This is a genomic window from Lentibacillus saliphilus (assembly GCF_019093865.1).
Lineage (GTDB): Bacteria > Bacillota > Bacilli > Bacillales > Amphibacillaceae > Lentibacillus_B > Lentibacillus_B saliphilus.
Window position 1 is genome coordinate 414623 of record NZ_JABJXD010000002.1, and the last position, 26579, is coordinate 441201.

28 protein-coding genes are annotated in these 26579 nt (G+C 41.9%); 17 read left to right on the plus strand and 11 right to left on the minus strand.

Annotated elements, in window-relative coordinates; translation table 11 throughout:
* The first annotated feature begins 200 nt into the window (after window positions 1-200).
* From HPC67_RS06135 to HPC67_RS06180, 11 genes are all read left to right on the plus strand, one after another.
* A complete protein-coding gene (locus tag HPC67_RS06135; protein ID WP_343327819.1) occupies window positions 201-1112 on the plus strand; it encodes a peptidase U32 family protein in 912 nt (303 codons plus the stop codon).
* 61 nt (window positions 1113-1173) lie between these two features.
* Complete coding sequence (locus tag HPC67_RS06140; RefSeq protein ID WP_217586575.1) at window positions 1174-2406, plus strand: peptidase U32 family protein; 1233 nt, start codon at window positions 1174-1176, stop codon at window positions 2404-2406.
* Window positions 2407-2484: 78 nt separating this feature from the next.
* A complete protein-coding gene (locus HPC67_RS06145; RefSeq protein ID WP_217586576.1) occupies window positions 2485-3033 on the plus strand; it encodes a hypothetical protein in 549 nt (182 codons plus the stop codon).
* 964 nt (window positions 3034-3997) lie between these two features.
* The gene (locus HPC67_RS06150; RefSeq protein ID WP_217586577.1) at window positions 3998-4567 is read left to right on the plus strand and encodes a DUF6241 domain-containing protein; all 570 of its coding nucleotides are present in this window, start codon (window positions 3998-4000) and stop codon (window positions 4565-4567) included.
* A 264-nt stretch (window positions 4568-4831) separates the two neighbouring features.
* On the plus strand, window positions 4832-5218 hold the full coding sequence (locus HPC67_RS06155) for a GntR family transcriptional regulator (protein WP_217586578.1): 387 nt from the start codon (window positions 4832-4834) through the stop codon (window positions 5216-5218).
* Between the two features lie 2 nt (window positions 5219-5220).
* The gene (locus HPC67_RS06160; RefSeq protein WP_217586579.1) at window positions 5221-6330 is read left to right on the plus strand and encodes a DUF1648 domain-containing protein; all 1110 of its coding nucleotides are present in this window, start codon (window positions 5221-5223) and stop codon (window positions 6328-6330) included.
* 67 nt (window positions 6331-6397) lie between these two features.
* A complete protein-coding gene (locus HPC67_RS15860) occupies window positions 6398-6523 on the plus strand; it encodes a hypothetical protein (protein ID WP_281417501.1) in 126 nt (41 codons plus the stop codon).
* The gene (locus HPC67_RS06165) at window positions 6502-6801 is read left to right on the plus strand and encodes a hypothetical protein (protein WP_217586580.1); all 300 of its coding nucleotides are present in this window, start codon (window positions 6502-6504) and stop codon (window positions 6799-6801) included. Before HPC67_RS15860 ends, HPC67_RS06165 begins: the two co-directional genes overlap by 22 nt.
* A 117-nt stretch (window positions 6802-6918) precedes the next feature.
* Entirely contained in the window at window positions 6919-7092 is a 174-nt protein-coding gene (locus HPC67_RS06170) for a hypothetical protein (protein WP_217586581.1), read from the plus strand.
* 13 nt (window positions 7093-7105) lie between these two features.
* Window positions 7106-7489: a hypothetical protein gene (locus HPC67_RS06175; RefSeq protein WP_217586582.1), complete on the plus strand. Its 384-nt coding sequence runs from the start codon at window positions 7106-7108 to the stop codon at window positions 7487-7489.
* Complete coding sequence (locus tag HPC67_RS06180; protein ID WP_217586583.1) at window positions 7441-8010, plus strand: hypothetical protein; 570 nt, start codon at window positions 7441-7443, stop codon at window positions 8008-8010. Before HPC67_RS06175 ends, HPC67_RS06180 begins: the two co-directional genes overlap by 49 nt.
* On the opposite strand, the gene mscL is transcribed toward HPC67_RS06180, so the two are convergent.
* The 3 genes from mscL to HPC67_RS06195 all read right to left on the minus strand — a co-directional run bounded on the left by mscL (window position 7899) and on the right by HPC67_RS06195 (window position 9690).
* Window positions 7899-8387, minus strand: a complete 489-nt coding sequence (gene mscL, locus HPC67_RS06185; protein ID WP_217586584.1) for a large conductance mechanosensitive channel protein MscL — start codon at window positions 8385-8387, stop codon at window positions 7899-7901. The two genes, HPC67_RS06180 and mscL, sit on opposite strands and share 112 nt — an antisense overlap.
* Before the next feature lie 173 nt (window positions 8388-8560).
* Window positions 8561-9457 carry a manganese catalase family protein gene (locus HPC67_RS06190; RefSeq protein ID WP_217586585.1) on the minus strand — a complete coding sequence of 299 codons (897 nt, stop codon included), beginning with the start codon at window positions 9455-9457 and terminating at the stop codon, window positions 8561-8563.
* 14 nt (window positions 9458-9471) lie between these two features.
* A complete protein-coding gene (locus HPC67_RS06195; RefSeq protein ID WP_217586586.1) occupies window positions 9472-9690 on the minus strand; it encodes a YuzF family protein in 219 nt (72 codons plus the stop codon).
* 238 nt (window positions 9691-9928) lie between these two features.
* Between HPC67_RS06195 and HPC67_RS06200 the strand changes: the two genes are divergently transcribed.
* Window positions 9929-10660, plus strand: coding sequence for a YecA family protein (locus HPC67_RS06200; protein WP_246569748.1), 732 nt, complete (start codon window positions 9929-9931; stop codon window positions 10658-10660).
* Between the two features lie 176 nt (window positions 10661-10836).
* Here HPC67_RS06200 and HPC67_RS06205 read toward each other — a convergent pair whose 3' ends face one another.
* Genes HPC67_RS06205 through HPC67_RS06215 form a run of 3 tightly spaced genes read right to left on the minus strand, consistent with a single transcriptional unit; the run spans window position 10837 to window position 12418 of the window.
* Window positions 10837-11661 (minus strand): DUF817 domain-containing protein, encoded by an 825-nt coding sequence (locus tag HPC67_RS06205; RefSeq protein ID WP_246569750.1) that lies wholly within the window; start codon window positions 11659-11661, stop codon window positions 10837-10839.
* A gap of 38 nt (window positions 11662-11699) precedes the next feature.
* Complete coding sequence (locus HPC67_RS06210; RefSeq protein ID WP_217586587.1) at window positions 11700-11924, minus strand: helix-turn-helix domain-containing protein; 225 nt, start codon at window positions 11922-11924, stop codon at window positions 11700-11702.
* A gap of 11 nt (window positions 11925-11935) precedes the next feature.
* Complete coding sequence (locus HPC67_RS06215; protein WP_217586588.1) at window positions 11936-12418, minus strand: DUF2975 domain-containing protein; 483 nt, start codon at window positions 12416-12418, stop codon at window positions 11936-11938.
* A gap of 241 nt (window positions 12419-12659) precedes the next feature.
* Here HPC67_RS06215 and HPC67_RS06220 point away from each other — a divergent pair, with 241 nt between their 5' ends.
* On the plus strand, window positions 12660-12908 hold the full coding sequence (locus HPC67_RS06220) for a DUF6930 domain-containing protein (protein ID WP_425514305.1): 249 nt from the start codon (window positions 12660-12662) through the stop codon (window positions 12906-12908).
* Window positions 12909-13024: 116 nt separating this feature from the next.
* Here HPC67_RS06220 and HPC67_RS06225 read toward each other — a convergent pair whose 3' ends face one another.
* Window positions 13025-13630, minus strand: a complete 606-nt coding sequence (locus HPC67_RS06225) for a nitroreductase family protein (RefSeq protein ID WP_217586590.1) — start codon at window positions 13628-13630, stop codon at window positions 13025-13027.
* 365 nt (window positions 13631-13995) lie between these two features.
* Between HPC67_RS06225 and HPC67_RS06230 the strand changes: the two genes are divergently transcribed.
* The 3 genes from HPC67_RS06230 to HPC67_RS06240 all read left to right on the plus strand — a co-directional run bounded on the left by HPC67_RS06230 (window position 13996) and on the right by HPC67_RS06240 (window position 18932).
* Entirely contained in the window at window positions 13996-14634 is a 639-nt protein-coding gene (locus HPC67_RS06230; protein ID WP_217586591.1) for a hypothetical protein, read from the plus strand.
* Entirely contained in the window at window positions 14627-16432 is a 1806-nt protein-coding gene (locus tag HPC67_RS06235) for an NPCBM/NEW2 domain-containing protein (protein ID WP_217586592.1), read from the plus strand. The genes HPC67_RS06230 and HPC67_RS06235 overlap by 8 nt, the downstream gene beginning before the upstream one ends.
* Before the next feature lie 316 nt (window positions 16433-16748).
* On the plus strand, window positions 16749-18932 hold the full coding sequence (locus HPC67_RS06240; protein ID WP_217586593.1) for a poly(ethylene terephthalate) hydrolase family protein: 2184 nt from the start codon (window positions 16749-16751) through the stop codon (window positions 18930-18932).
* Window positions 18933-19058: 126 nt separating this feature from the next.
* On the opposite strand, the gene HPC67_RS06245 is transcribed toward HPC67_RS06240, so the two are convergent.
* Genes HPC67_RS06245 through HPC67_RS06255 form a run of 3 tightly spaced genes read right to left on the minus strand, consistent with a single transcriptional unit; the run spans window position 19059 to window position 23085 of the window.
* A complete protein-coding gene (locus HPC67_RS06245) occupies window positions 19059-20894 on the minus strand; it encodes an ABC transporter ATP-binding protein (RefSeq protein WP_217586594.1) in 1836 nt (611 codons plus the stop codon).
* Window positions 20891-22624, minus strand: a complete 1734-nt coding sequence (locus HPC67_RS06250; protein WP_217586595.1) for an ABC transporter ATP-binding protein — start codon at window positions 22622-22624, stop codon at window positions 20891-20893. Before HPC67_RS06250 ends, HPC67_RS06245 begins: the two co-directional genes overlap by 4 nt.
* Window positions 22621-23085, minus strand: coding sequence for a MarR family winged helix-turn-helix transcriptional regulator (locus HPC67_RS06255; RefSeq protein WP_217586596.1), 465 nt, complete (start codon window positions 23083-23085; stop codon window positions 22621-22623). The genes HPC67_RS06250 and HPC67_RS06255 overlap by 4 nt, the downstream gene beginning before the upstream one ends.
* Window positions 23086-23288: 203 nt before the next feature.
* On the opposite strand from HPC67_RS06255, the gene HPC67_RS06260 reads away from it, so the two are divergent.
* Window positions 23289-24416 (plus strand): Fic family protein, encoded by a 1128-nt coding sequence (locus HPC67_RS06260; RefSeq protein ID WP_246569752.1) that lies wholly within the window; start codon window positions 23289-23291, stop codon window positions 24414-24416.
* 96 nt (window positions 24417-24512) lie between these two features.
* On the opposite strand, the gene HPC67_RS06265 is transcribed toward HPC67_RS06260, so the two are convergent.
* Entirely contained in the window at window positions 24513-26108 is a 1596-nt protein-coding gene (locus HPC67_RS06265; protein ID WP_217586598.1) for a BCCT family transporter, read from the minus strand.
* Window positions 26109-26579: the final 471 nt, after the last annotated feature.

Here is a 26579-nt window from a genome sequence, read left to right on the forward strand (position 1 = left end):
CTTTCTTGCGCAGTTTTTGTGTGGTGGATTAGAGCAAAATGAAGAATATGATAAAATTTAGAACACATTAACCTACACTTAGATTTCGTTATGACAGTTAATATAATGTAAACGATCTTTTTGTCACAGAAAACACACAACTCAAGAACCCCTTTTATGATAGGATTTTAAGAGAGTTATTTAAGGGGGTTATGTGAATGATTGAACTAATTGCAACTGCTGAATCAGTTGATCAGGCGAAAGCATTAGTAGATGCAGGTATCCATACTTTATATATTGGTGAAGATACGTTTGGACTGCGGTTGCCAACGTCATTTTCACGTGAAGATATACAAGAGATTACACAATATGCGCATGCGCAACAAAAATATGTTTGTGTAGCGGTCAATGCGATCATGCATAATGATCGGATCAAAAAGGTACAAGACTATTTGGCGTTTTTGGAGAACATCGGTGTTGATGCGATAACCGTTGGAGATCCAGGCGTTATTCACCTTCTTCAAAAGAATCAAATGACATTACCATATATTTATGATGCGCAAACATTGGTGACGAGCGCGAATCAAATTAATTTCTGGGCGAAACGTGGTGCGACTGGTGCTGTCCTTGCACGGGAATTGACATATGAGGAATTGACATTAATAGGCGAACAAGCGACTGTTCCAGTAGAAATGCTTGTTTACGGTGCGACATGTATTCATCAGTCCAAGCGTCCGGTTGTCGGAAATTATTTTAATTTCATAGAGAATGAGAAGCCAGAAGAAAAGCAATTGTATTTATCTGAGCCGAAAAAGCCTGAATCTCATTATCCGATTTATGAGGATATCAATGGGACGCATATTTTTGCGTCAAATGATATTAATTTAATGCCATTTCTTGACCAGCTGGCTGAATCAGGGCTGAAGCGGTGGAAGTTGGATGGGCTGTTTACACGCGGCGATCAATTTGTCGAAATTGCACGTCTGTTCGTTGAAGCAGCAGACATGATAGACAAAGGCATGTGGACAGCTGAGAAAATGGAAGCATTAAACGCGCAGTTAGTCGCCCTTCATCCAACGGAAAGAGGACTAGACGAAGGGTTCTTCCTAAAAGATCCAGCTGACGTAAAATAGATTAAATTGATTTCTATTATGTATACGAGTTACAAATGATAGGAAAAGGTAGGAATTTATGATGCGAAAAATATTAAAGAAACCAGAAGTACTAGCACCTGCTGGAACGCTTGAAAAATTAAAGACAGCGATTCGCTACGGGGCAGATGCTGTTTATATTGGCGGAAATATGTATGGCTTGAGAAGCAGGGCAGGGAATTTTACCTATGATGAGATGCGTGAAGGTGTTGCTTTTGCCAAAAAACATCATGCTCACGTATATGTTGCAGCAAATATGGTTGCGCACGAAGGTGATGTCGCAGGTGCCGGTGACTTCTTCCGGACATTAAGAGACATCGGCATCCGTGCTGTGATTGTGTCTGACCCAGCACTTATCGAAATATGCGCTATGGAAGCACCAGGCTTGCCGATTCATTTATCAACCCAAGCTTCTGCAGCAAACTATGAAACATTGAACTTTTGGAAAAATGAAGGGCTAGAACGCGTCGTACTGGCAAGGGAAGTTGGTATGGCGGAAATCAAGGAAATTCGTGAAAACACAGATGTTGAAATTGAAGCATTTGTTCACGGTGCGATGTGTATTTCGTATTCTGGTCGTTGTACATTATCCAATCACATGTCATCTCGGGATGCTAATCGCGGGGGCTGCTCCCAATCATGCCGCTGGAAGTACGGTTTATTTGAGATGGATGAATTCGGTGAACGCACTTCTTTATTAGGAGGAGAGCCAGAAGAGGCCTTTTCGATGAGTGCAGTTGATATGTCGATGATCCGCCATATCCCTGATTTTGTCGAAAATGGCGTCGACAGCTTGAAAATTGAAGGGCGCATGAAGTCGATTCATTACGTATCGACTGTTTCCAATGTATATCGACAGGTTGTTGATGCCTATTGTGAGGACCCAGACCATTTTGAGTTTAAACAGGAATGGGAAGATGAGCTATGGAAAGTAGCGCAGCGTGAATTGGCAACAGGCTTTTATTACGGAACACCAGATGAAAAGCAGCAATTGTTTGGGGCACGGCGCAAGATCCCTGTATATACGTTTATCGGTCAAGTGCTTGATTATGATGAGACAACACAAATCGCGACAATCCAGCAGCGTAACAACTTTGGCATTGGCGATGAGGTCGAGTTTTATGGCCGAGGCTTTACACATGTTCAGCAAACGGTAGACGCTTTATGGGATGAAGAGGATGAACCCATTGAGCGCGCAGCACATGCGATGATGACCGTGAAAATGAAGGTCGATGTACCAGTTAAGCCGTTTGATATGATGCGCAAGCGGAAGTGAGACTTGTGGTGAGGCTGGGATTGAGAAATGCTTAGGTTAGAGGTGCCTAGGCATTTTTTGTTTGGGCGTTTATCCTCGGTGGATGGATGTGGTGGGTGGCTTTTGTATAGTGGGGTGGAATTCCGCAATGTACGGGTGGAATTGCGCAATGTGGGGCTGAAATTCCGCAATACGGGGTTGGAGTTGCGCAATGTGGGGCTGAAATTCCGCAATGTGGGGCTGAGATTCCGCAATGCGGGGTCGGAATTCCGCAATGTGCGGGTGGAATTGCGCAATGTGGGGCTGAGATTCCGCAATGAGGGGTCGGAATTCCGCAATGTGCGGGTGGAATTGCGCAATGTGGGGCTGAGATTCCGCAATGAGGGGATGGAATTCCGCAATGTGGGGCTGAGATTCCGCAATGCGTGGCGGGAATTCCGCAATACGAGGTCCGAATTTCGCAATGTGGGGCTGAGATTCCGCAATGAGGGGTCGGAATTCCGCAATGTGCGGGTGGAATTGCGCAATGTGGGGCTGAGATTCCGCAATGAGGGGTCGGAATTCCGCAATACGAGGTCCGAATTGCGCAATACGAGGTTGAAATTCCGCAATGTGAGGCCCGAATTCCGCAAAGTACTATCGTTTTAGTCAATGTTCAATGGTAAGTATAGGCTTTTGTTTATTGGCGTAGAATAAGTGAAAAATATATAATGGATTAAAGAGGGTTTTTAGAAGAGAGTCTTGTTATGAAGGAATTGAAATTGGAATCCAAAGAGTTTTAGACGAATTCTACAAAATCTTAATTTGGAAAATGTTAAGCTTCATCCTGATTTGCAAAAAAAGGTGTTAACTTTGGTTAACTCAGGCGCAACAAAAACACCTAATGTTATTAAGGAAGAATTGAATTATCGTGAGAAAGTATAATGAGCAATAAAATGATCAATATTTATTAGAAGAAAATCTCCTTGGGATAAAAACGATACAGGAACCCACTATGTTACCAAATTTTTGGGTTAGTTCTGCTATTGGTGTGGTATACTCTTATGTTTTGTAAAATATTGTAAACTATACTGACGGGCTATTGTTGAGAGATTTGTATATTAGAAATTAATATTATCGTTAAATGGCATCTGAAGAGGGTGCCATTTTTTATGTCCGTATTCATATTTTAGGCTTTGTTATAAATATCAATTAGAGAATGGACCATGAAGACAACCACACCACAATATTCAAACGAAGTAAGGACTTATCGTATATTTAATTTTTATTACCAGTCTATTTTATTCGATTAATGCAATACACAAATATGCTTCCAGTGATTCAACAGCAAGTTTTTAATTATTTTTATAATGAATTATAGATGTTCATTTTTTTGTATACCAGTTGTTGTACCATGGAGATAAGGAAGAAAGTGAGCATGTTGGGCGTTGAGGTATTCATGCTTCTATCTTCGGTCGCTATGCTGGAGATTCCCCTGCATCATGTAAATAGATGTCATTTGATCGGTTTATTCGAAATATAATAAACATATCTGTATACTGTAATTAATACACATGTTCGATTTCAACTCACTCAATCACTAATGTCACGTATAAACCTTGGGGGCTAATAAATGTTTCGTAAAATAATGATCGGATTGATAAGTGCTATGGTTGTCGCCATCTGCGGAGTGTCTTATGTGTTGATCAATGACATGTTTTTCGACACGACCGATACGAACGAGGAACAAGAAGCTGACGCATCAGGAAATGAAAGAGCTGGAGAACAGCGGGACAAGATTCAAGGCATTGTAACTGATGATGAACTTGAGAAATACGAGCAGGAAGCGCTGAACCCTTTTGGAGAAAACATAAAAGCTGAGGATTTAAGGGATGCTGATTTTCAAGAATACATTCATGGCATGTCACACCAAAAAGTGCGGGCTGATATGAAATGGGGTTTTTATGAACTGCATCCAAATCGGGTAGAGTGGTTGCTTGAGGCTTTGGACGAGGAAACGGAGATATACTATGCGGATGACTATGAGCGTATTTTAAAGAAATGGCTCAAGAAGGATTTTTCCAGTATCGACAAGGATCATAACACGATTTGGAAAATGCAGGGCGGCACAGTAGGAAAAGCAACAGGTATTCTGTCTCCAGAAGAGGAAGCGGCTTATGTGGAAAGTCAGGGTGGGGAATGATTTTCAAGGCAACGTATTTCGCTTTCGCTATGTTCGTATGTAGTGAATGCTTATACAGCAGGCGAAGCATCAATTTTCGGTATTTTTAACCTAGTAAAACATAACTTTTTCGGATTTCCTACCAATGAAAAAATCCAATATACGGGTCAGACGCATGCGCCAACCGGAATATGCTGTCTGGCCTATTTATATTGACTTCTTAGTGTATCTGTTATATTATATGTATAACAGATACAACAAGGGCGCGAAGGAGTGTGAATTCATGTGTTTCTAACACTTGATTTAGAATCTGAAGATCCTATATATACGCAGTTAAAGCAGCAAATCATTGCGGGCATTGCCAAGAAAGAACTGACGCCTGGCGAGGCACTTCCATCGGTACGCGCACTGGCATCCGACCTCGGCATTAATTTACACACGGTAAACAAGGCGTACCAGCAGCTGAAGCAGGAGGGTTTCATTCTGATTCATCGACAAAAAGGCGTCGTGGTCCATCCAGAGGGTGTTGCCAAAGCGGATGAGGCATATTTTCAGCTTCTAGAAAAAACGCTACATCCTATTATTGCCGAATCAATTTGTCGGGACGTTTCAGAGGAGACGTTTATAAAGCTTTGTAAAGACATTTATCAAACTTATAAAAGTGAGGCGTGATCATGATGGGTTTAATGTTCATTTTTCTGACGGTTTTAATTCCGGTTTATATCATGACGATGTTTATTCCGTATTGGACGCGGAAAACAGAAAGCTTTGGTGTTACAATGCCAGAAGACGCTTATCAGCAGGAAAACGTCCGTCAAATGAGAAGACGTTATGCGCTTTCGACAGGCGTTTTATCTTTGCTGACTACGATCGGTTTACTCGTGATGGTTCCAAACTATAAGGAAGACGATGTGGTGTTGGGAATCGTGTTTGCTTGCTTGGTTTCAGCGTATATGGTGGTCTCATTTATCATTTATTTATATTTTCATGCGCAGATGAAAAAGCTAAAGCAGCTCCAGCCTGGCTGGTCCCAAAAAGCACAGCTCATTACCGTCAATACCAGCTTTCGTAAACAAAAGCTCACCTATTCGAGTCTTTGGTATGTCATCGGTTTTGTGATCGCAATTGCGATGATCGTTTTAAGTCTTGTGAAATATGATGCGATACCTGAGAGGTTTGCGACGCAATATGACTTTGCAGGTAATCCTAGCAGTTGGTCAGATAAATCCTACAGTAGTGTCTTGATGATGCCGCTTATGCAAGTGTATATGACCGGTTTGTTTGTATTGATTAATGTGATTATTGCTAAATCCAAGCAGCAAATCAACGCAGCCGACGCCGAACGTTCGCTTCAGCGTAATATTATATTCCGCAGACGCTGGTCATTATTTATGATATGGATGGGCAATGGACTTGTCGCATTACTTTCCTTGCCGCAATTATCCCTTTTCTATGACATCAATATCAAGTGGTCGATGTGGGGCATTATCGGCTTTTCCGTTCTAGTGGTTGTTGCCAGTATTGTCTTATCAATCACAACAGGTCAAGGTGGAAGCAAGGTTAAAGTAGGGGATGCTTCTGGTGGAGACGCTAGTGGGCTAGATCGCGATGATGACGAATACTGGAAGCTCGGTATCTTTTATTTCAACCGAAATGATCCATCTATTTTTATAGAAAAACGCTTCGGCATTGGTTGGACAAACAACTGGGCTCATCCCGTGTCATGGATATTCATGATCGCTGTTATTGGATTAGCCGTGCTGATACCGTTTTTGCTGAGTTGATGTGGTGTTAAGAGAGGGGCCAGCCAATAGTGTGGCTGGCCCTCTTGAATTTGAATGATGTAAATCGGTGGTGGGATTCCTCAATGTGGTGGTTGAATTCCGCAATGTGGTGGTGAAATTCCGCAATGTGAGGCGGGAATTCCGCAATGCGGTGTTGAAATTCCGAAAGCGGTGGTTAAATTCCGCAATGTGAGGCTCGAATTCCGCAATGCGGGGCTGAAATTCCGCAATGTGGTGGTGGAATTCCGCAATGTGGTGGTTGAATTCCGCAATGTGAGGCTCGAATTCCGCAATGCGAGGCTGAAATTCCGCAATGTGGTGGTTGAATTCCGCAATGTGCGGCTCGAATTCCGCAATGCGAGGCTGAAATTCCGCAATGGGGTGGTTGAATTCCGCAATGTGAGGTTAAAATTCCGCAAGGCGAGGTTGAAATTCCGCAATGCGGTGTTGAATTCCGCAATGCGGTGCTGAAATTCCGCAATGTGGTGGTTGAATTCCGCAATGTGAGGTTAAAATTCCGCAATGCGAGGTTGAAATTCCGCAATGCGGTGTTGAATTCCGCAATGCGGTGTTGAAATTCCGCAAGCAGTGGTTAAATTCCGCAATGTGGTGGTTGAATTCCGCAATGCGGAGCTGAAATTCCGCAATGTGGAGCTGAAATTCCGCAATGTGAGGCGGGAATTCCGCAATGCGGTGTTGAAATTCCGAAATGTGGTGTTGAAATTCCGCAATGCGGTGTTGAAATCCGCAATGCGGTGTTGAAATTCCGCAAGCAGTGGTTAAATTCCGCAATGTGGTGGTTGAATTCCGCAATGCGGAGCTGAAATTCCGCAATGTGGAGCTGAAATTCCGCAATATGAGGCGGGAATTCCGCAATGCGGTGTTGAAATTCCGGAATGTGGGGTTGAAATTCCGCAATGCGGTGTTGAAAATCCGCAATACGATGCTGAAATTCCGCAATGCGAGGTTGAAATTCCGCAATGCGAGGCTCGAATTCCGCAATGTGGAGCTGAAATTCCGCAATGTGAGGCGGGAATTCCGCAATGCGGTGTTGAAATTCCGAAATGTGGTGTTGAAATTCCGCAATGCGGTGTTGAAATTCCGCAAGCAGTGGTTAAATTCCGCAATGTGGGGGTTGAATTCCGCAATGCGGAGCTGAAATTCCGCAAGGTGGAGCTGAAATTCCGCAATACGATGCTGAAATTCCGCCATGTGAGGTTGAAATTCCGCAATGCGGGGCTCGAATTCCGCAATGTGGAGCTGAAATTCCGCAATGCGGTGTTGAAATTCCGCAATACGATGCTGAAATTCCGCAATGTGAGGTTGAAATTCCGCAATGCGAGGCTCGAATTCCGCAATGTGGAGCTGAAATTCCGCAATGCGGTGTTGAAATTCCGCAATGCGAGGCTCGAATTCCGCAATGTGGAGCTGAAATTCCGCAATACGATGCCGGAATTCCGCAATGCGAAGCCCACGCCGCATTGCACGTCCAAATTCCCCCCTTATAGGACGTTGGTTTTTACAAACGATCCTTTACTGCCTGTACTCTTTATCACGCGATCAACATTTTATCTAATCCGCCACTTCGGCATTGATGCGCGCTGCTGTTCTTGCTTCTCAAGTGCTGAGGAGCAGTTCGGGCATATGATTGCTTTTGATGGGATTGGCATACAGCAATAAGGGCATTCCTTTTTGGTCATCGAGTCTATCGGGAGTCGGGATGGGTTTTTCCAGCGGTTGATTTGCCGGACGACGACGAAGACCGCAAATAAGATAATAATGAACCGGATGGATGCCATCATAAACAAGCCATAATTAATCGTTACAGCTCCTGCCTCTTTCGCTTTTTCAAGCGATGGAAACACGTCGCCACTCAGGCTAATATACAAGTCCTGGACGTTGATCTTGGAATACAAAAGCCCAATCGGCGGCAAAAGAATATCTTTAACGAGTGAATCGATTAATCCACTAAATGCCGCTCCTAAAACGATCCCCACACCCATATCTACCGCACTGCCCCTTATTGCGAATTGGCGGAATTCCTTTAATAACCCCATACCATCAGCCTCCTCAACACTACAATATGAGAAAAGCGGACGAGCTAGAACAGGGGATGTGGGATGCCGAATCGTAAACCACTCCATTAAATAATCCCAAAGTTTTTCTTACCATTAAATAAAAAAACGCCGTGAGCACGACATATGCGCCCGCGGCGTTCCGTTCATATTGTTTATAAATTTTCCATTAGTCGTTTGGCAATTCTCTCATAATCATCCTTATCGATGCCAGGTGCGAATTCTTCGGGAAGATCATCTAAGTTTGGTATCGGGGCCCCTTTAGGTGCGCCTTCCTTAACGATGAGTTGTTCGCCATTTTCTGGATTGTCGCCCTTCCAAATTTGGCGAATATCGTTATAGTCACCTACATCATTCCACGTGTATAACACATTTCCTATGCCTTGCTCTTCAAATTTTTTCGCGTGGTCAAATTTCGTGTTGGATAGGTCTGGGATCGGAATGAGTTTCTTCACGTCAACGCCTGTTGCGATTTCTATTGCTTTGGCATAGGCTAACACATGTGTGCCACCACGAACTAATAAGTAACCGATCATTTCTCTTGCTGTGTCATGGTCTGTCATTTCGTAAACGCGCATTTTATGCGTGCGTGCACCGACCTCGAGGAAAAAGTTGTGCAGTAAATCTAAGACAAGGTTTCCGCTGCTGAAGACGTTATTTCCTGTCCAAGCATTTCCCATCGAATCGCCTGCAAGTGCCGTTTGGGCAGTGGCAATGAACTGATACGTGTTTCGACTATCTTTTCCTTCTCGTAATGGCGTGACATCTGGGTCTCCCGTGTAAAAGGTATTGCCTCTTGATAGGAGATTAATCGTGTTGGAAACGAGCTCTACGTGTCCGAATTCTTCGGCTGTAATACTGGCAACGAGATCATAAAAAGGCTTAAGCTTATCCTTCCGACGGAAATTAAACGATTGAAACATATAATTATTTAATGTAGACATTTCGCCGAATTTCCCGCCTAATAATTCTTGAACCGCTGCTGCCGCATTAGGGTCCCCGTGCTCAGGAATAGGTAGTTCAATCAACATACGATTTTCACGCTTAAACATGGTAAGCCTCCTTTTTACCCTCTCGGAATCACCCAGACAATTTGTTGTATACGAATAAAGAACGGAGAGCCGCCTGATTCTATAACAATATGGTCAGGCATCACAGTTGTTAGATTGCCAGTTACAGTTCCTTGTGTCGTTTGTACAACAAGGGTTGATCCAGTAACAGATTGCAATGTTTGGTATACGTAAGGGTCAAAAGCACTTGTAAAAGTTGTTGTTTGTGAATTCATCTTTCATCCTCCTTAGTTCATAATCACACTACACTAGACTATGATGGGGAAATGTAGGTTATGCGTTTGGACAAGGTGAAAGTGGGTGTGAATTTGTGTGCGTGTCTTTTATTTGGGTGTCAGTCGCTTCTCGAATGATTCTGCAGATTGTTGAAAGTGTATCGAGTCGTCTATTTGATAAGATTTTAAAATTAGATATGTTAAGATGATATTAAAATCGCAAACAGGAGGCGTTTCTATGAACTTGGCGATCGACTATATCATTTCTCTTACTCATTTATACGGTTTGGTTCACAAAGATAAAGTGGTTGAAATATATAATATGCAAAATGATGACCATATCAGTGTTGAGGCGTTAGTGGAGAATGCCCAAGACCATTCGGATGATTTGCGTGCGAAATTTGTAGAAATTTACAAAGATTATTTTGTTCATGAGACTATTATTGAATTTAATGATTTTGAATTAGAGTTGATGAAGCGTAAAGGAAAGCCATTTTACATTCCAAAACAACAGGAGCTTTTGAAATATAAGGATGACTTTTATTTTGAGCGCAACCGAGAATTTAAGGCATTAAATAAATATGTAGAGCGGAATTTTTTCAAAGGAAATACTTATACGGCTGAGATGGTAAGTGAAGAAATACGTGATCAATGTGAGTTTAATTTTTCACTGAATGAGATATTTGGAGTTTTTGAGAGACACGGTATTGTGTTTAACAGTGAGAGTCAGATAGGAGAAGTTATGGATCTCATTATGGACCTTGCGAACAACGTCCGCTTGTGGTCAAATAACGGTTTTACACCGTCTGAATTGAGTCGAATAAAGCGCGTTCAATCAGAAGATGACCGTGAAGAAGACAGTATGGCACAGAGTAAGAGTGCTTCAATAAGCAAAAAGGTAGGTAGAAACGATCCATGTCCGTGCGGAAGTGGGAAGAAATATAAAAAATGTTGTTTGGTGAAGGGTTAGGGCAACTGTCCTTCCTTGAAAATTTAATACGGATGCAATCTAGACCAACATCTTAAAAGGTGTTGGTCTTTTCGGGTGCTTTGGAAAGGATGGTTGTCTATTTCGTAATGGCGTGGGAGTCTTGTAAAGTATTGGTATTTTTTAAATATGCACGTCTGCATTTACAACTGGCTCACTTAAGTAGACCTCTCCCCGCTCCGAGAAGGCTTTTCCTTAATGAGTTTCAGCGTCGCAACAATCATGAAGCTGACGATGACTAATAAGATCCATGAACTTACTTTACCGAGACTTACAAGGCTCCAGGATTCAGTTTGGTTCGGGTATTGCCACGCCCCGAAGAATGTGGCAATATTTTCAGCTAGCCAAATAAAAAATCCAATGAGTATAAAAGATAGTGCGAGCGGCATACGGTAACGGACGCCACTAATCTCATAGGCTACCCAGGTCCGCCAGAAGACGATTACTACAAGAGCTGATAGCCACCAGCGAATATCGATCCAGTAGTGGTGGGTGAAAAAATTCAAATAAATTGCGGCGCCAAGTGGAATGGCAATAAGAAAAGGGGGCCATTGGATGAGTTCTACGTTTAACCGGCGCCACGCCTGGCACAGATAACTCGCGACACTTGCATACATGAACCCGCTATACAAGGGGACACCAAAGATCTTGAACAACCCCGGCTCTGGATAGGACCAGGAGCCCATATGTACTTTGAAGATTTCCAGAGCAAGTCCGATCAGGTGAAATAAGGTAATCACCTTGAGTTCATCTCGTGTTTCAAGCCCAGATCGGACCATCCACCATTGCATCACGAGAAAGAGGATGAGCAACCAGTCATACCGGGCCAAGAGCGGTAGTTCTACGATTTGAGTAAACGCTAAAGAAGCAAATACAACGACAGGAAACAGACAAGACAGAGCTTGCTCCCAGCCGAAATGGATGAGTTGACTTACAGACCTGATTATTTGGGCCTTGCGGGACTTTCGCGCATTTATGTTCATGTGTAGCACCTCTCTTACAGACAAGATTCATTATGAGCCTACTGATTTTCCTCGTCTTCTTCTGCTCGATATTCCAAAATATCACCCGGTTGACATTCTAAAGCCTTGCAAACAGCCTCTAGAGTTGACAATCGAATGGCTTTGGCTTTGCCGTTTTTTAATATGGAAAGGTTGGCCATCGTAATTCCGACTCTTTCTGAAAGCTCGGTAACACTCATTTTCCGCTTAGCCAGCATGACGTCTATGTTGATAATAATTGCCATTAAGTTTCACCTCATACCGTTAAATCATTTTCAGCTTTAATTGCGATCGCGTTGTAAAGAAGCTGTTGAAGCACAGCAGCAAAAACAGCTATAACCATCGATGCAAAAACAATGACCATACCTAGTAAAATGACCCCGGGCGCATCGTCTCGCTCTCCGATGAGATAAAAAACAGGCATGCCCACAACATACAATATACTAATCGCGATGGCGCAGAACTTGATGCGTTTTAAAGCACTTACTGATAAGTCGGAGAAAGCTTTTGCTTTGTCAATGTAGTTTAGTAGTTTGAAAGCCTGATACAGCGCAATGTAGTACGGAATTGCAGCCCCATACATAATGAGAAAAACAAAGTATTTTATATAAGATATATTCGGATATAAATCACTTGTATAATCTGCAATATTAGGCACAACAAAGATGCACAAGCCTATGACCGGTAGTCCGATTAAAATAATAGTCAGCTTTAAGAAAAGAGTTGTCCCTTGCTTCATAAAAACACCTCACTCAATGATATTGACTTGATTATAAGCGTTTATTTATCGAATTACAATAAAAATATATTGTTTTTAATGATGTTGCTTTCGGGAAGGTAAAACAATTGTGCTGTACAAATTTTGAAGAGTAATTTTTTTCTGAAGCAGCTTATGGATATAATGCAAAACTGATGCGCCATGCTCGTGACCTGTTATAATAAAAAAAGACAGCTTTGGGAGGTCAAATGAATGGCTATACATAAAAGGGGCAGTTGTTTATTATAACCTCTTAAATGGTAGTTCGGACATAGAGAAACAGCAATATGAATTGATAAATATGATTAATGCAATTGGTGGCATTCCGAAGCAGATATATACGGACATGACTTCTGCTCAAGTATTAACGCCATTGATTGAAACACTCAAATTAAATGTACAAGTACAAGATGAGTTGCCAATCATTAAAGACATTATTGAAGGAATGAGTGGAATGGGGGAAGGGTATTAGGGTCCTTGGTTCCGTAAATGGTGTTTTAAAATGAACTGGCCTTTTTTGGCATTCATTTATGTAAGAAGCACTGGGATTAGATGTCAACCATCAATCCCAGTGCTGTTTTTATATCTTTATATGCCTTTTACTTCTTTACCGAATTCACCTTCAAACACAGTTTCTGACAACGGCTTTCGTAATGACGGTTTTTCCCTTTCCTGGTATGGCTCTGGAAGCGCGTTTACTGCGCCTTGATAGCCGATGGCAGCCACATGATGTATCTCGAAATCGTCTGGAACTGACAAGACTTCACGGGCTTTTTCTCGATCTAATCCCCCCATGCCATGTGTGACAAGACCGAGCATTTTTGCCTGTAAGGCGATACTTGCCCAAGCCGCGCCTGCATCGATTTGATGAAACGGATTAGGGTTGCCGTCAGCCATCGTCTTTTTTGAAACGAATAATATGAGTACAGGTGCTTTTTCACACCAATTGCGATTCAGTTCATAAATAAATGAATGAAATTTTTCGCGATCAGCCTCCGTTTGAGCAACGATAAAACGCCACGGCTGTATATTCGAAGCAGAAGGCGCCCATTTCGCGGCTTCTAATACAGTGTATAATACCTCTTCTGGCACTTCCTTATCCAAAAAAGATCGTGGTGACCACCTTTCAAGAAATAAGTCATCAACGTCATATTCACGGCTGCGAATATCTGTAATTGATTGATGTGTTGTCATCCGATACCTCCTCAAATTAAAAGCATTTTCAATGGTTCCTATTTAATTATGCAGTAAATTCACGCTTTAATCACATAATATGCTTGGAGAGATTTGCACCATAAAAAAAACAGCTAAAAACATCTGCTTCATCTGCTTTATAACTTTTTTTATTCTATATAGAAAATGGTTCTCAAAGGATAAATAGAGATTCCATCTGTTTGGAATTCAAATAAGCTTAGAATATTAATTGTTATAAAATTTAAACTTATTATAAAATACATTGACCTGACTGACGTTAAATGGTAAATTTATCCTAGTAAATAAAACTTATTTATAAAGGTTGGTGTATGATGTCTAGGTCTAAAGTAGTGGTAGTTGGTCTTATGATGGTATTATTTTTGTTGACAGGTTGCGGCAAAATGGTTCTGGAGCTTGATAAGGATGGATCAGGTGAGGTTGAAATCGAAGTTGCTGCTAATGGAATAATTTCAAAAAAGACGATTGAAAATGAGATGAAAAAGCAGTTTGATGGTAAAGAAGGTGTTGAAGGTCTAAAAATCAAAGAATCAGGAGACAAGATTGACGTTCGTTTTAAATTTGAAAACGTTAGTAAGCTTGATTCAAGTGCTTATTTAATTCCAGTTAGTGATTATGCAGTTGCGAAAGATTCCCGGCTAGATGCACTTGCAACGATTGATGAAGATGTAAAACTCGATGAAGATAGTTCAAGTATTTTTGTAAAGCTTCCAAGCGATTTGAACGATTTTACGCAATCTAAGGTCGTTTTACCTGGAAATGTCGTTGCTTATTCTCAAGGTGTTGAAGTCATAGAAGATGATACGATCGAGCTATCGTCGGCTCAGGGAGACGTTTATGTTGTTTATGAACCTCAGACAGGTCTCGCAGCTTTAGCATGGGGCTTAGTACTTATTCCTGTTGGTGGCGGTGCATACTATTATGTGCGTAAGAAAAAAAGTGAGACGACGCCACATATTGGGGAAGAAGGTGATGTTGATGCGTAACTGGGTTGTTTTAGTAATTGTGAGTTTATTGCTATTCATCACAGCATGTTCATCATCAAATGGTGCGTTTCATGACCAGATTAAACAGGCGAATCAACTGATGAATGATATGAAGTATGAAGATGCGATTAAGGTATTCGCCGACATAGAGGAAAATATGTTACCTGGTGATACATATGAAGCAGGACGTATGGATTTAATTGAAGGATTGAAAAGCGAAGCCCAATATATGGTTGAGCATATCGATGAATTAAAGGAAGACTATGAGGATTCGATGGCACTCGTTAAGGACGTTAAGGCAAGTAAAACTAAGGATATTGATTTATATAGTGAGGCGATGTATCAATTAGATTATACGATTGATCGCTTCAATGACTTAACGCAATTAGACATGTACGAGGATCTTACTAAGGCGCGAGAAGAGATTGTCAGTGAGATTGAAAAATGGGTAAGTACATTGCAAAGTGGCGTTGATAGCGGCTTGGAATCAGATGATTTTGCACGTGTTGAAAGCCAATTAGACGATATGGCTTACTTAAACCAAGCATTTCCTGAACAAATGACTGACGAGATATTCACGCAATATGAGGAAAAAGTCACAGAGGCAAGAGAACGTTTTGTGTTTGTACCGGAGCAAGTTTATCAATGGAATGAAGTGATTCATGAAAATGAAGATGGTTCCATTCAAATTGAAGGGATTACTGATGCGGATGGGGAAGGTATTGAACTTGTCATCTCTTTTCAAGGCTATTATCATAAGTTGAGCGAGAAGATCGATTTGTCTCCTGAGCTGATCCTAACAAATGGTGATGTTTTATATGGATCTAGTCAAGAGGTCAGAGTATTGGATGATCAAGCTGTTAAGACGTATATGTTTTCAGCATGGGAAGAATACGGGATAGATGATATTGTCCGTTTTAATGTGAACCTTCCGTTTGTGCAGGAGGATGCCATTAAAGTGGCATTTGATGGCGTTGATCAAGAAAAGATGTATGAAATACCAGGAATCGAGTCCATAAAAGCTTTGCATCAACCTGAATGGACGATACAGGATGACGCATTCGAGGTCGTCATTGATAGATTTTTTGTAGACAATTATAACCTTGAAATTACGGGTGTCATTAAGCCAACTCAGGATGTTGTTGTAAATGATTTGTCAAGAGCTTATTTGCCCTTTACGAAAGAATCAAGTACGATAGGTCTTAGCTTTTTGGGAACGAACCAAACGGAATTGTATGCAGGAACTGAGAAGGAATTTGAAATCAACCACTCCTTTAATCGACCTATAACTGAATATCATGATTATATTGATTTACATCTGTATCATCATAATGTTTTAGTTGATCTTCAAGACGGGAAAATCTTTAAACAGGATGAGCCTACGTTTATAGAAGATTTGGATAAAGAAGCGCGTTATTTAGAAATGAGCTTTGATGAATCTAATCAAGAGGAGCTCATTACGCAATCGGGGAACAGAGCAGCGGTTGACTCAATAATGCTTTCTGGTTCATTAAAAAACACGTATGAATTAGATAAGCGGTTTAATACGTTTAAAACGACCGTCCATGTTCATAACGCTTATAGTGGCGTAGACTACGGGACAACAGAGTTAAAGATTTATTCTGTTGGAGAAGAAGACGATAAGGAATTGTATACAACAACAATTTCAGAAGACCATAAAGCGAAAGACATCGAGATTGATGTAAAAGGTGTAAAGACATTAAAAATCACAACCTCTCAAGACCGAGGATCAGAAGGAAGACAGCACATTATATTGGAAGAACCAGTCGTACAATAGTTTTTAGGGGTAATTATCACTCCTAGCAATATGTTGAATTATGAATCCAAGGCCAACAGCTCATAATGCTGTTGGCCTTACTTGGAATATGTCGAATGAATGTCCCTGCGTTTTATACCTAGATTGGTGGGTTCTATTTTCTAAAGAGCTGCGGTGTTGTTTTGCAAGATCGCTCACTTATTTGGAATAAATTGATCGTCTCTCACTGTCTAGCTATTATAAGATCTAGCCTTTATAATAAATAAAGTAGGCATATCGTTTTTAAGAAAAGGTTAATAGACATTATAACTCTATTTGCAGGTGGTGAGAGTGTTCGTTGAAACAGATCATGTTGAACCTTATACGCTGGACGGGGCGGCGTGTGGTGCTTGCTCCGAAAAGAGATAGTAGAAGTAGCGTCTTGTTTATCTTTGTTTGTTGGTTGGCAACGACGGCTGCGGCTATTGTTGTGGCGCTCGGTCATCCGACAGGGGCGAGCAATTTTTCACGTGCCCTTGATATAGGAAAAGCAATAGGGCTAAACAGCCTTGCTTTACTTGTTGCAGCTTTTATTTTGGCTGTAATGTTTTCAGTTATGTATATTCCGCTTCCACGTTTTGGACTTAGTAGTTTCATATATACATTATTAGTGAGTGTCGGCATACTATATTTCGAAAAAACTGGACTCCTGTTTTCGGTTGTTGCCGGTGGTGGATATAGTTTAACGGTCGGACTGCTCGGTCTTGTGCTCATTTGGATCATGCGTCAAGGAAGACGAAAATTGATCGTGTTCGCCATGACCGGAGCGGCTGCGCTTGTGGGGATTGTAACGATACTGTTCAATCAGCTTGACGATCAGCCAGCAACATTGCAGGTGTCGGGGGCATATCCTGATCCAATTTCAGCTGCGAACCCAGGGCAGCCTGGTGGTTATGATTTTACATTTTTAACGTACGGCAGTGGAGAGGACCTGCACCGTGAGGCGTTTGGTGAACAGGTTGATGAGGTCGTGCCAACTGTAGATGCGTCTCATTTTATTACAAAATGGGGTGTTAAACGAAAGGAATTCTGGGGATTCGATCCATCACATTTACCTTTGAATGGTCGCGTATGGCTGCCAGAAGGAGCGGGCCCTTTTCCAGTCGTATTGATGGTGCATGGCAATCATACGATGGAGGATTTCTCAACAGCTGGCTATGATTATTTAGGGGAGCAGCTTACAAGTAAAGGGTTTCTGGCCATTTCAGTGGATGAGGATTTTGTTAATTTTTCTAATGTGTCAGGGAGTCCGAATGATAATTATGAATTAAGGGCATGGCTCCTCCTGAAGCATCTTCAGCAGCTGCAAGTGATGAACCAGTCACCAGAGAGTGTGCTGCATGAAAAAGTAGATATTGAACAAGTTGCCTTGATCGGGCATTCAAGAGGTGGCCAGGCGGTAGCAATGGCTGCAGATTATCACTCTTTTGTTGAAGATGAAGATGTACTGGAAAGCATGTCAGCGGTGAATATTCGTGGTGTTGTTGCGCTGGCGCCAACTGATAAATCGGTTGATCAGCAAAAGCCTTATTTGCATAACGTCTCTTATTTGGCTTTACAAGGTGCGCGCGATGCGGATATTAGTGATTTTCGTGGTGATCGGCAGTTTTACCGAACATCCTTTGATCCTGATGTCGATGGCTTCAAGGCGACGCTTTACATTGCCGATGCAAACCACGCACAGTTTAATACGAGCTGGGGACGACTTGATCAGAGCTTGCCTAAAGGGGTGTTTTTGAATCAGAGACAGACGATGGCACCTCATGACCAACGTCAAATCGCAAAAGTGTATGTGTCAGCATTTATGGAACGTGTGTTCAACGGTGAAACGGTTTATGACAAGCTGTTTCAGGATTACCGTTACGGGAGAGATTGGCTGCCAGATACGATGCTCGTTAATAAATTCCAGCATGCTTCATACCGCTCTATCCTGCAGTTTGATGATGATGACGTGGAAACGCTCCATGTTAGAGGATTGTCAAAATCAGATGTGACAACACCAACTGACCGAAAAGGAAAGGATCAGTCGAGGGACGCCTTGGAGTTAGAGTGGGAAAAGGATGCATCATTGAGTTTTGATCTTGAATCAGAGGATTTGCGCACAGGTTTAGGTGAGTCAGCAGAACAGCTCGTACTGACGATGGCAAATATAGATGATGAAGCGGCTGGTGAGCAGTTATCAGATGTGACAATTGAGCTAGAAACAGCGGATGGCATCACTGTTCAGCTTCCATTAGACGCATTTATGCCATTGCCACCTGTTGTTATAACGGATTTTACCCATTTTGGCTTGTTCGATGACATGTTTCGCGAGGGGAAATATGAACGGTCCTGGGAGCCAGTTTACCAAACCTTCGAGCTCCCGTTAGCTGCATTTGAACAACAAGATTCAGCATTTGATCAACACCATATAACCAAACTCACACTTCAGTTCAAAGCAGCACCAGGGAAAATACTCCTTCAAGAAATCGGTGTGTGGTAGGGGGCTAGCACTTCCCGACGACCATAATAGAGAAAAGCAGCACAATGAGCAGAATAAACCGCGCTCATCGTGCTGCTTTTTATTTCTAGTGTGTCGAACTTAAACCCTAATCTTTTGTCCTGTGAATTAAACGGCTTCGTCATCGACAAATTGGCTGTTGTAGAGATCGGCATAAAAGCCATCCTGCTTCAACAGCGCTTCATGTGTGCCTTGTTCGATGATCGTACCTTGGTCCATCACGAGAATCAGATCAGCGCCTTGGATTGTTGACAGTCTGTGAGCGATGACAAAGCTCGTTCGGCCCTCCATAATACGATTCATCGCCTCTTGAATTAGCACCTCTGTTCGTGTATCGACACTTGACGTTGCTTCATCAAGAATCATGATCGGTGGATCAGCCAAAATCGACCGTGCAATCGTTATGAGCTGTTTCTGACCTTGAGAAATGTTCGAGCCTTCCTCGTTCAATATCGTGTTATAGCCGTCGGGAAGTGTGCGGATAAAGTCATCAGCACGTGCAGCCTTAGCCGCTGCCATAATATCCGCTTCCGTTGCATCGCTTTTTCCGTAGGCGATATTTTCCATGATCGTTCCATTAAAAAGCCAAGTATCCTGTAATACGATGCCAAAATGGGCACGCAGATCATGGCGTGACATCGATTGAATGTCCGTACCGTCAACTTTAATCGATCCGCTCTTAAGCTCATAAAAGCGCATCAGAAGATTGATCAATGTTGTTTTTCCAGCGCCGGTTGGTCCGACGATCGCAACCGTTTGTCCTGGTTTTACGTTTATGGTGATGTCTTTCATTAATAGGTCATCGCCATATCCAAACGCGACATGCTCAAATGTAACAGTTCCATCAGCAACCGGCGTTTGTTGTGTCTGTGTTTCCGGAACTTCTTCCTGTTCATCCAGCAACCCAAATACCCGTTCTGCTGAAGCAATGGTCGATTGAATGATATTGGCGATGTTAGCTGTTTGCTGAATTGGTTGCGTGAATTGCTTCGAGTACGTAATAAACGCTTGGATGTCACCAATTGAAATCGCGCGCTGTATGACAAGAATTCCGCCGACAATACTGATCAGAACGTATGTCAAGTTTCCAATGAAGGTCATAACAGGCATAATGATACCAGAAATAAACTGTGCGCGGCGTCCTGCTTCATACAATTCTTCATTGACCTCGTCGAACGTTTGCTGGGCATGAGGCTCTTGTCCGAATGCTTTTACGACCTGATGCCCGGTATACATTTCTTCTATATGTCCGTTCAGATTGCCGAGTGTATGCTGTTGCTCGGCGAAATAACGCTGCGACCTTTGTAGAAAAGGCCGAATCACAAATATCGACAGTGGCAGACTGATGATTGTAATTAAGGTCAGAAGTGGACTGATCGTGAGCATCATAATGATAATGCCGATGATCGTTATGACTGACTGAAAGAACTGGGCGATGCTTTGCTGAAGTGTGTTGCCGATCGTGTCAATATCATTGGTGACACGACTCAATGTGTCACCATGTGAATGGCCATCATAATATTTGAGCGGCAGTTTGTTCAGCTTCTTGAAAATATCCGTCCGTAAATCGTACACGGTATTTTGAGCAACACTTGCCATTAAATACTGTTGTACAAGTGTGAAGAGACTGCTGAAAACATACAACGCGCCAAGCAAGGCGAGCATTTGTCCTATTTTACTAAAATCAATGCCCGTTCCTGTACCGGATAGCTTGGCATAAGCCCCTTCAAACAGTTCGGTGATCGTGTCACCCATAATTTTTGGCCCTAAAATCGCAAACACCGTACTTAAGATCGTTGCTAAAAGAACAACGAACAACCGTTTTCGTCGCGGTGCTAAGTAACGGAGGAGACGCTTTAATGTTGCTTTTGACTGTGTTGGTTTATGAGACGGTTGCCCAGGATGCTTGGCAAACTGACCTGGACCTCTGTGTGCATGGCTCATGCAATCCCCTCCTCTCCATGTTGTGATGTAACAATTTCCTGATAGACGGCACTAGATTTGAGCAATTCATCGTGTGTACCAATGCCATCGACCTGACCATTATCGAGTACGATAATTCGATCTGCGTCTTTAACAGAACTGACGCGCTGACCGACAATGACGATTGATGCATCGGTGATCGAGTCTTTCAAAGCCTTACGAAGCTTGGCGTCTGTTTTATAATCAAGCGCAGAAAAGCTATCATCGAATAGATATATATCGGGCTGTCTGACGAGCGCACGGGCAATGGCCAAACGTTGCTTCTGTCCACCTGATAAATTAGCGCCCCCTTGATCGAGCTCGGTATCATAGCCTTTTTCCATATTAGAAATAAAGTCATCAGCTTGAGCAATTTTTGCCGCCTTAATAATGTCATCTAACGTCGCATCTTCTTTTCCGTAGCGAATATTTTCGGCAATAGTTCCTGAAAATAAAAATGCCTTCTGAGGGACAAGCCCGATTTTAGCGCGGACGTCCTTTAGTGAGAGATCGCGGATATCCGTGCCGTTGATGCGAATGGCGCCTTCTGACACATCGTAAAATCTTGGAATAAGGTTCACAAGTGTTGACTTGCCTGATCCGGTTCCCCCAATAACAGCTGTTACCTCACCTGGCTGGGAATGAAAATGAATGTCTGATAGTGCAGGCTCTTCTGCACCAGGGTAGTAAAATGACGCATGCTCGAATTCAAGTGTTCCTTTTGCTACCTGTTCATCTTGTGCTGAATGCTGAACCGGATCCTTTATAGATGGCTTTGTTTCAAGGACCTCGTTGATCCGATTTGCTGAAACAGCCGCTCTTGGTAACAGAATGAACATCATCGAAGCCATAAGAAGGGCGAACATAATTTGCATGACGTATTGAATGAACGCCATTAAATCCCCAATTTGCATACCACCATTATCAATCCGAATCCCACCGAACCATATAATGGCGACGATCGTCATATTCATAAGCAGCATCATAAGTGGCATCATGAATGCCATTAACTTATTCACTTTAATCGAAACGCTCGTCAAATTGTGATTGGCCCCTTGTAGCCGTTTTGCTTCTGTTTGTTCTTTATTAAAAGCCCGAATGACGCGAACACCGGTTAAGTTTTCGCGCATGACGAGGTTTAAATGATCCAGTCGTTTCTGAACAGCTTTAAATAACGGCATCCCTTTTCTCAAAATCAGCAGGATCGTTCCAACGAGAAATGGAATGACACCGAGCACGACGAGTGAGAGCTGGGCGTCCTTTGAAACCGCCATAATAATGCCGCCAATCATCATGAGCGGAGCGGTGATGACGATCCTTAACATGACCATAAGCACTTGTTGTACTTGGGTAATGTCGTTTGTCGTTCTCGTAATAAGAGAAGCTGTGCCAACTTGATCAAATTCATTTAAAGAAAATGTTTGGACATGGCTGAACACGTCCTTGCGTATGTTCCGCCCAACGCCCATGGCAATTTTGGCGGAATAAAAGCTTGCTAAGACTGAAACGATGACAGCAAGGGCAGAGACACCAAGCATGACGGCGCCGATCGTCCAAATATAAGAAATATCACCTGCGACAACCCCTTTATCGACGATGTCGCCCATGAGTGTTGGCAGGATTAAGTTGGATAGTGCTTGTGTGAAAACAAGTATGAATACGAGCACAAGCATCCATTTAAATGCAGATAATTGTTTGAAAAGCTTTGTCATTGTATGTCACCATCTTCAAGATAAGCTGCAATGTGCTGATGCATGTCAATTAAAGCGTTGAATTGTTCTTCTGAAAAAGAATTGACTGCATGTGTAAGACGTGTATGCACACTATCTGGCTGAGATTGAATGTCTTTAATGAGTTGATGTCCGGCTTCACTTAATGATAAATCCATTTCCCGCCGGTTCCCTTCAACAGGCGTGCGCATTAAATAGCCATTCAGGACGAGCCCATCGATTGCATGGCTTAATGTGCTTTTTGGGAAGTGTGTCCGTTCTTGGAGTGTCTTTTGGGTGATCTTACCTTTATGAGACATCGTGATCAGTATGCCGAATTGCGGCACTGATAATTCGTGATTGTGAGCGATTTGTTTTACTTGAGCCATAATGGCTTTTTTTAAACGCCAGAACGATTGTAAAATGTCCATAGATCGGCCTGGTTGATTGTTACATTCGTACATGTGCGCACCTCTTTTCAAAGTTCGTATATATTCAAGATAGAACTGTTCAAAAATGAACTATTAATGAATCATACGCCTCATATTGTATTGTGTCAACTTCTTTGATGACGAATAAATCCTCAGCTAAAAAACTTTAATATTTTGCGTTAATAATGATTAATATGTATAATAAAGTAAATTTTTTTCGTTTGGAGTGTCTAATGATGAAAAAAGGTGTGTCGTTGCTACCAATTGGGGTGCCTACTCAAGAGGCATTACAAATATTAGAGATTCTATCACAAGTTAATCATAAAGTTGGTCGTTTGGAAGAAAAAATCACGCATTCTATTGTGAGTAAAGCACTTGTTCAGATTCTATCTTTAAGTGAATCTGTAGAATCTACAAGAATTGAAGGAACTCAGGTAACGTTTACAGATATGGTTGAAGAACAATATGACACGAAACCACGCTGGGAAATTACAGAGGTTAATAATTATCGTCAAGCGCTTTATGAAGGATATGAACGTATTCGGAACGGTTATCCAATTTCAACTAGATTGATTAAGGAATTGCATGAAATTCTTATGGAGGGTGCTAGGGGATCTCAGCAGTCCGCAGGTGAATTTAGGAAGGTGCAAAATTTTATTGGTCCGATAAATCGTATGGAAGATGCAACATATATATCTATTTCTGCTGAGAAAATAGATGGTTACATGCAAAATTTGGAGTATTATATGAACCAACATCCTTATAAGGTATCATTCCCAGTAGATCATATCCAACAAGATTTATACGTTTTTCATGAAAAGGCAGATCCGATTATTAAGACTGCAATCATTCATGCACAATTTGAGTCTATCCACCCGTTTTTAGATGGCAATGGGCGTCTTGGACGTATATTGATTGTATTGTCACTCATTCAAGCAAACGTCATATCTCAACCAATTTTTTTTGTTAGTGAAGAATTGGAAAAAGAACGAGCAAGATACTACGACATGTTAAATGGTGTAAGAGGAGAGCATCCTTCTTGGGGAGAATGGATCTTATTCTTTTTAAAGGCTTGTAATCGAATGGCAGATCGTATTCATACAAAATTGGAAGATGCCGATGCCCTTGCTAAAGACGGATTACAACAGTGTCAACTCGAATCGGAAAAAAGGGTTTGGTTGTATACATTCTCTAATCCTTTTACAACGGCTAAGCAGGTTTCAGAAAGTATTGGTATAACGCCTAACACGGCTCGTAAAGCATTGAAAGCGCTTGTTGATAAAAAGTTGCTGTTCACAGATTCAGAGACAAAGCGAAATAAAAAATACCGAAACTATGATCTCATGCGAATTTTACGTGATTGAGCGAATAAACCACTGTCTGAGCAAGAAAAAGTTATATCACGTGTTCGAGACTGTGAACATGAAAAAGAGGACACGCGCGTGTCCTCTTTTTTGCTGTTATTTTTGCTCTCTTTTGCGCCTTTGTTCATTAATCTCACGGATGTTAATGTGGATCGTCGCCGATTTATAATCCTTTGATGCACGAATATCCTCACTCGATGCTTTCATGAATGACCATGCTAGCAGTACCATGATAAAGAGGACGGGAAATCCGGCGACAATGCTTGCGGTCTGGAGTGTTTTTAAATCACCAACATACATGAGAACGAGTGGCATAAAGGAAAGGGAAAACGCCCAGAAAAGGCGGTTCCATCTGAGTGGTTCTTTTTGTACCTTCTTTTGTACCACTGCTGCGAGTATGTAAGACGATGAATCAAACGTCGTCGCAAGAAAGATAATGGCTAATATTGTAAATGCTGCTACCATAATTCCAGCCATAGGCAATTGGTTTAAAATGGCGATAATGGCCGCCTCAGGACTGGTTTCATTCATAAATCCAACGACATCAAAGCTGCCGCTCACTTGTAAATAAAGACCAAAATTGCCGAGTACCCCGAAAAATAAGACACTGCCGAGCGTACCATAGATAATGGTACCAAGGATCATTTGCTGTATCGTTCGACCTCGCGAGATGCGCGCGACAAATAAGCCTACAAATGGTGCATACACAACCCACCATGCCCAATAGAAAATCGTCCAAGTCTCTGGGAATCCAGTGCCTTCAAAGCCTGCTACATTGGCTAACGGTTCTAACCAAGTGGCCATTTCGAAAAAGTTATTTAAAATGAGCCCTAAGCTTGTGAAGGTCGTCTCACTAATGAAAAGTGTCGGACCGAATACAAAAATAAAGGCAAGAACGATAACAGAAAGCCATAAGTTCACATCACTCAACACCTTGATCCCACGCCGCAAACCAGAATACGCACTAATCGCAAATATGGTTGTACATATGAGCATAATGACTGTTTTCGTCATTAAATTAGGTGGAAGTCCGGTAAGGTCATGAATGCCTTCCGCGATCATTGGTGTTCCAAGTGCCAGAGTTGTTCCTGCGCCTCCCATAAGACCGAACATAAACAGAATATCAATAACATTACCAAGTGGTGTGTCGACAGCTTTACCAAGAACCGGCCTTACTGCTTCACTAATTTTAAGTACCGGTGTTTTCCTCACATAATAGAAATAAGCGATTGGCAGCGCAGGCAATGTGTAAATCGCCCAAGCGATTGGACCCCAATGGAAAATGCCATATGATGATGCCCATTTAATCGCTTCAGTTGATTCAGGCGCTATACCAAAAGGTGGTCCCTCATAATAAAAAGCCCACTCAATCATGCCCCAATATAGAATGCTTGATCCGATACCTGCCGCGAACAACATCGCAGCCCATGACATCGTACTAAATTCACGTTTATCACTTTTCTCACCGAGCTTTATCTTGCCATTTTTACTGAAGGATACGTATAAGAGAAAACCAAATGTAATTAATCCAAAGACTAAGTAGACGACGCCTAGATTTTTAGTCATCAGATCGTTCGCTAAATTAACAATTTTTCTACCTTCCTCAGGAAACACAGCAAGAGGAATGGACACGCCAAGTAATAGAATTAATGCGCCAATAAACGTTGGCCAATCAATTAAACTCTTTTTCATGATGTTTCACCTTTTCTGCTATGTAATGTGTGTGTTAGTAATACGTATGGACTAAACAAAATCATGCCCTACTATCAATGAAATATGTAGGGATCAAGCAAGGTTATCCGTGATTAAGGTGCTATGTGAGAAGGACGGCAAAGCATATGGGAGGGGAAAATACAGACTGCATGATAACAACAAGAGCTTTTTCGACATATATTTATCATAACATACAAAAATCATTTAGAGACGTATGTCGTTTCTCCGAGTATTTATAACCATTGTTAAATTATGCTTTTCTATCCAACCGCTCTTTCTCCAAAATTACGGATATTTAACAAATATTAACATTTTACTCGCATGAAATTAACACTCGATTGATATAGTGGAGCTGACCATATAGAAAAGGAGAATCATAATTTATGAGACAGCGATGGCTTATAGTTGTTTTTGTATGGGTTCTAAGTCAAATGACGTTGGTATTGAATT